The 6107-nt window shown below is 58.6% G+C and carries 6 protein-coding genes; 4 read left to right on the top strand and 2 right to left on the bottom strand.

The window, feature by feature from the left end; genetic code table 11:
- A partial coding sequence (locus EOB49_RS32330; RefSeq protein ID WP_206526174.1) for a B12-binding domain-containing protein occupies positions 1-347 on the bottom strand: 347 nt, incomplete at its 3' end.
- A gap of 381 nt (positions 348-728) precedes the next feature.
- Positions 729-1637: a LysR substrate-binding domain-containing protein gene (locus EOB49_RS32325; RefSeq protein WP_126080616.1), complete on the bottom strand. Its 909-nt coding sequence runs from the start codon at positions 1635-1637 to the stop codon at positions 729-731.
- A 240-nt stretch (positions 1638-1877) separates the two neighbouring features.
- Between EOB49_RS32325 and EOB49_RS32320 the strand changes: the two genes are divergently transcribed.
- The 4 genes from EOB49_RS32320 to EOB49_RS32300 all read left to right on the top strand — a co-directional run.
- The gene (locus EOB49_RS32320; RefSeq protein ID WP_245459658.1) at positions 1878-3122 is read left to right on the top strand and encodes an FAD-binding oxidoreductase; all 1245 of its coding nucleotides are present in this window, start codon (positions 1878-1880) and stop codon (positions 3120-3122) included.
- 17 nt (positions 3123-3139) lie between these two features.
- Positions 3140-4021, top strand: coding sequence for a dihydrodipicolinate synthase family protein (locus tag EOB49_RS32315; protein WP_126080618.1), 882 nt, complete (start codon positions 3140-3142; stop codon positions 4019-4021).
- A gap of 26 nt (positions 4022-4047) precedes the next feature.
- On the top strand, positions 4048-4662 hold the full coding sequence (locus EOB49_RS32310; RefSeq protein ID WP_126080619.1) for a short chain dehydrogenase: 615 nt from the start codon (positions 4048-4050) through the stop codon (positions 4660-4662).
- A 369-nt stretch (positions 4663-5031) separates the two neighbouring features.
- A partial coding sequence (locus tag EOB49_RS32300; protein WP_164781889.1) for an FAD-binding oxidoreductase occupies positions 5032-6107 on the top strand: 1076 nt, incomplete at its 3' end.

The raw sequence follows: 6107 nt of genomic DNA, 5'->3' as shown, positions 1-6107 counted from the left end.
ATGTCGTGGATGTCGCCCTTGACGGTGCCGATCACCATCTTGCCCTGCTTTGGCGCGCCGGTGGCGATAAGCAGCGGGCGCAGGATGAACATGCCGGCCTTCATCGCATTGGCCGACAGCAGCACTTCCGGAACAAACAGGATACCGTCGCGAAAATCCTCGCCGACGATGCGCATGCCTTCGACCAGCGCCTCGGTGAGCACCTTGTAGGGCGCCCAGCCGCGCTCCAGCAGGATGGCCGTGCCTTCCTCAATTTCTTCCTTCAGCCCGTCATAAAGGTCGTCGTGCATCTGCTGCACGAGTTCCTCGTCGGACAGCTCGGAAAGGATGATCTCTTCGTCAGCCATGTTGGTTCACCTGATGCTCAATTCAAAGGAGGTCGGCGCCCCATCTCGATGGGGCACCGATCAGGCTTCCGGTTCGAAGCCTTGGGAGTTGATTTTCAGGCTGCCAGCCACTATTCCCGCAGGTGAATCTGGGAACCGGAAGACTGGCCTGTGCGGCGCCGGATTGCGGGAATATCAGTGTCCATCATCGCGTCACCCTCAGCGGAATGACCCGCATCCCGCGTCAAACATCAGTGGCCCGGCCGTCCAATAGGGGCGGACCCTAGCTTAATCTCGCGCTGATGATAGGCGCCGGCAATTGTCCTGAGAATGCGCAAAAGCTTTCGCTTGTCTTAAATCCAGTTTATATCCAGAGGCGGATAGGGTGAGGGGCAATTCAGGTCACGGGCGGAGTTCTTCAGACTGGACGAGAAACCAGTCAACCAAAATCTTGCATCTCTTGTTCTTGCTGGCATCCTCGCTGGCCAACAGAAAGAAGGCCCTGTCGGTCTGGATTTGGGTTGGCAATGGCTTGACCAGGAGGCGGTTGTCGAGCAACTGCTGGGCGGTAAGGGACCACCCCAATGCTATTCCTTCACCAGCCAGAGCCGCTTGAAGCGTTAGCTGGTAGTCATTGAACACGATATTGGGCTTGATGTCGCTGGCATCGCCGCCTGCCAACTCGACCCATTCGGGCCAATCCAGGCGCTTGCGAAAAGCATCGGACGAATGAATCAGTTGATGGTGGATCAGATCTTCGACGGCTTGGGGAGCGGGGTGCGACAGAAGATATGCCGGTGAGCAGACGGGAAAGATGATCTCGTCGCAAACGAACCAGCTGTTGGCCCTTTCAAAATTCCGGGGCCGCACCCAAACCGTCACGTCGATCTCATGATCTGGCTCGACATCGCGGTCGGTGGCGACCACCTTGATCCTGACGTCCGGATGCTCTTCCTGGAAATGATAGAGTTGAGGCGCGAGCCAATGTGCCGCCAGAGATGTCGAAGCTGCGAAAGTTATGTACTTCGTTCCGCGATCAGTGATGGTCTCAAGCCGCTGTTCCAGACGGCGGAAGCTGTTGCGCACCTCATCGTAGAGCTGCCTGCCGGGCTCGGTCAGCTGCACTCCCCGATTGTCTCGGACAAAGAGTGCCGTCCCGCAATGCTTTTCGAACATTTTGATCGAATGCGAGATACTTGGCTGCGTCACGTTGAGTTCGCTGGCCGCGTTCTTGAAACTCAGCGTTCGGGCCGCCGCTTCGAAGACGAAAAGCGAATGCGTCGATGGGACAAGATTGCGAAGCTTGGACATGAAGCAGGTCTATATCAGACCGCATATTTTCCGTCTACGAGACGAACGACACATCGTTTATTCGAAACAGGAACAAGCCAGAGCGAGCGGTGCACTACCCACCGGCCGCCTTCACCGAGCGAGTTGGCAGTGAACTCTTTGAATCAAACAAAGACAAGAGAGCGTATTGTCGTCCAAGCACCGCATCCGGAGCCAACAGTCTCAGGGTGGTACCGCACGTCGGGACCGGAGCTACCCTTAGTGCCGCAGCAAGGCGATGTCACATGCGATTGCCTGGTCATTGGCGGCGGCTGGATGGGGCTTCACGCGGCCCGCCGATTTGCCGAACTCAACCCCCAGTCTTCGGTAATCCTCGTCGACGCCGGACGTATCGGGGACAATGCATCGGGGCGGTGCATGGGCTTCGTCATCGATCTCGCGCACAATCCCCGAAAACGCGACTTCGTTGAAGACATTAGGGGAAACAAGGAAGAGCTGTACGTCAACCTTGAGGGCATCGCCTACATTCGAACCGCCGTCGAGGAGCATGGGGTAGACTGTGATTGGGACCCGCAGGGGAAATACCACAGCGCGGCCACGTCTCACGGCGTTGCCGATCTACACCGCTTTTCGGAGGCGCTCGATAAGCTTGGACAGAAGTACAGCTGGGTTGAAGCCCCTGAAATTCAGTCGATCACCGGCAGTAAGCACTACGTCAAAGCTTTGCATCACCCTGGCACGATTCTGGTCCAGCCTGCGAAGTATCTCAAGAACGCCGTAAACAGCCTCCCCGAGAACGTTACCATCCATGAAAACACCGCCATTGTGGCGGTCCAGTTCGGTGCGCCGAAGCACATCTGCGAGACGCCTGCTGGAACAATCAGGGCTTCGAAGGTCATCATCTGCGCATCGGGTTATCTGACGAGATTTGGCTTCTTCGAAAACCGAGCCATACCACTCTACACGTTCGCGAGCATGACCAGACAGCTCACTGAGAGCGAGCTTTCCAACGTGGGCAACAAGCGAACATATGGGCTTATTCCGGCCGATAGCTTTGGGACGACGGTGCGACGTACTATAGACAACCGTCTTTTCCTTAGAAACGTTTACTCGTATGCGACTAATTTCAAAACAACCAAACAAGATGTCCTTAGGGCGCGGACCCAGCAGCAGGTAGCATTTGACCGCCGATGGCCCGGGCTTTCGTCAATCGGCTTTGAGGCCAGCTGGGGTGGTCTGCTTACGCTCGCGCAAAATGGCGGCATGGTCTTCGGCGAGTTGGCGCACGACGTCTATGGTGCCGCCTTCTGTAATGGAACCGGCGTCGCTCGAGGGGCTGCCTTTGGCAAGGCTGTCGCCGAACTGGCCACGGGGCAATCTTCGGCTGTGATCGATATCCTGAAGACGCGGGCCGCTCCGAGCAGGACTTATCCGAGACTTGTCACATCAATGGGCGTCCGGTTCGTGACCGCTCTTCGTTTCAGGCAGGCAGGCGCGGAAGTCTAGCAATAAGAGGAACGGCAATGGCGGACCTGAAGGGCATCAATCTTGCAATGCAGACACCGTTCGAACCTACCGGTGCGATCGATTACGGCCTCTTCGAAGAGTTGATCGAAAAATACGTATCGGCGGGAGTTCACGGCTTGGTTCTTGGGGCAGGTACAGGCCAGCACCCTTACCTGACCGAGTCCGAATGCAATCGGCTCTACGAGCTCGGGGCGAAGCGCATCGCAGGACGCTGCAACGTTGTCTGCCAGACCTCGGCCCTGAATATGGACGAAGTCATACGGCGGTCACAGCAAGCTGAATCGGTCGGCGCGGACGCGCTGATGATTTTGCCGCCGTATCTCGAAGGTCCGTCAGACGAGGATGGAATTTTCAATTTCTACAGGGAAATCGACGCGGCGGTTGGCGTGGATATTGTGGGCTACAACATCCCGCAGGCTACCGGGATCGCGGTTTCGCCACGCCTTTTTGATCGACTGAGCGGTCTCAAGCATTTCAATTACATCAAAGATAGTGCCGGCGACTTCACCGTGCATCAGGAGTATCTGCAGACGGGAGGCAAGGTGCTAAATGGTTGCGATACAACAACCCTCTATGCGCTGATGGCAGGCGCGCGCGGTGTTATCTGGGGCGCAGCAAACTACATGCCTCTTGAGGCTGTCGAATTGTACAACCTTGTGGCAGCGAAGGATTTGGAGAGGGCTCTGGCACTTTGGCAGCGGATGCTGCCCTCGTTGCTTTTTATCTGGCGGGCACCATATACGCCTTCTGTTCTGAGAGCCGCGCAACTGCGCGGCCTCGGAACCGGGAATGTCCGCAAGCCATTGGCAAAACTCTCGGCGGACCAGGACATGGCGCTTCGCGCCGCACTTGCCCCGCTGTTTGAGGTCGCCTCCTAGCCGTCAGGATATCCAGGGGAGTCCCTATGCGAATTGTCCTGGTTGGTTCGACTGGGATTGTCGGGTCGGCCGTAGCGGCCGAACTTGGCAAGCGGCACAACATTATAGGAGTCGGGCGAACTAGCGGCTTATTCAACGTCGACATCGCCGAGCCGAACTCTATCGACCAATTATTCGACAAGATCGGTGCATTTGACGCGTTGATCTGCACAGCAGGGGCCGTGCACTACGCCCCGCTGAACCAATTCACGAATGAACAGTTCGAAATCGGGCTGCGCAGTAAGTTGATGGGGCAGGTCAATCTCGTAGCGAAGGGTCTCAAGCGTATCCGCGACCACGGATCATTTACCTTGACCTCGGGTCTAACCAACGAAGATCCCATCCGGCAGGGAAGCTCGTCCGCCCTGGTCAATGGCGCGTTAGACGGTTTTGTACGCAGCGCGGCAATCGAGCTTGGGCGGGGGCTGCGGATCAATCTGGTCAGTCCGACTCTCGTACAGGAGTCGGTTCAGCTCTACGGCGACTTCTTTCCTGGCACCGCGGCGGTGCCGGCGAGCGAGGTGGCGCTCGGCTACGTCAAGAGCGCAGAGGGCAGTCAAACGGGTCGAGTTTATCGCATGGGTTGGGTCAGAGACGCCTAATCTGACCAACAATGAACGTCGCGCTAACGGAGGACAAGCATGCCCAGGCAACTCTGCATCGGAGGTAGGTGGGAACTCGGTGGTAGAGCGGCCCAATTTCGATGTGACAAACCCTGCGCATCGTTCTGCGGAGGGGGCATCAACTTGTGGATGTCGCTCCATGAATAGGCAGCGGGTGGTCGGCTTAGAAAATGCCCATCAAGGCGCACTATCGTCGTTGCAGGCGACAGGTGAATGTGACGCAGGGCGCCACTTCACCCCCGTGCCAGAAGGCCATATCCGCATCAGCCTCTGCCAGCCCGAACCTATGCTGCAAGAAGCAGCGCTCCGGCTGCGCCGTTTCGCTTCCAGCTACCGCCGCGAGGCCGCATGACCGCCAAAGCCATTCCCGCCAAAGCAAGAGCGGTCATCATCGGTGGCGGCGTTTCCGGCTGCTCCGTCGCCTATCACCTGGCCAAACTCGGCTGGACCGACATCGTGCTTCTGGAGCGCAAGCAGCTGACGTCAGGCACGACATGGCATGCCGCCGGCCTGATCGGCCAGTTGCGCGGCTCGCAGAACATGACCCGGCTGGCGAAATATTCCGCCGACCTCTACGTCAAGCTGGAAGCCGAGACCGAGGTCGGCACCGGCATGCGCCAGGTCGGTTCGATCACCGTGGCGCTGACCGAGGAGCGCAAGCACGAGATCTACAGGCAAGCATCGCTGGCGCGTGCCTTCGATGTCGATGTCCGCGAGATTTCTCCCAATGAAGTCAAGCAGATGTATCCGCATCTGAATGTCTCGGACGTCGTCGGCGCCGTGCATCTGCCGCTCGACGGCCAGTGCGACCCCGCAAACATCGCCATGGCGCTGGCCAAGGGCGCGCGCCAGCGCGGCGCCACCATCGTCGAGAATGTGAAGGTCACCAAGGTCCATACCAGGGCCGGCCGCGTCAGCGGCGTGTCCTGGGCGCAAGGCGAAGAGCAAGGCACGATCGAGGCCGACATCGTCGTCAATTGCGCCGGCATGTGGGCGCGCGAACTGGGAGCGCAGAACGGCGTCACCATCCCGCTGCACGCCTGCGAGCATTTTTATCTCGTCACCGAGCCGATCCCCGGCCTCACCCGTCTGCCGGTGCTGCGGGTGCCGGACGAGTGCGCCTACTACAAGGAAGACGCCGGCAAGATGATGCGGGGCGCCTTCGAGCCGGTGGCCAAGCCGTGGGGCATGGACGGCATAAGCGAGGATTTCTGCTTCGACCAACTGCCTGAGGACATGGAGCATTTCGAGCCGATCCTCGAAATGGGCGTCAACCGCATGCCGATGCTGGCGACCGCCGGCATCCACACCTTCTTCAAGGGTCCGGAGAGTTTTACGCCCGACGACCGCTACTATCTCGGTGAGGCGCCGGAGCTGTCCGGCTACTGGATGGCGACCGGCTACAATTCGATCGGCATCGTCTC

It is taken from the genome of Mesorhizobium sp. M7A.F.Ca.MR.148.00.0.0, assembly GCF_003997735.1.
Lineage (GTDB): Bacteria > Pseudomonadota > Alphaproteobacteria > Rhizobiales > Rhizobiaceae > Mesorhizobium.
This window is presented reverse-complemented; position numbering and strand designations above follow the sequence as displayed.

Coding starts and splice junctions, on each gene's coding strand:
- EOB49_RS32325 (WP_126080616.1), bottom strand. CDS start 1,637: ATGTCCAAGCTTCGCAATCTTGTCCCATCGACGCATTCGCTTTTCGTC.
- EOB49_RS32315 (WP_126080618.1), top strand. CDS start 3,140: ATGGCGGACCTGAAGGGCATCAATCTTGCAATGCAGACACCGTTCGAA.
- EOB49_RS32310 (WP_126080619.1), top strand. CDS start 4,048: ATGCGAATTGTCCTGGTTGGTTCGACTGGGATTGTCGGGTCGGCCGTA.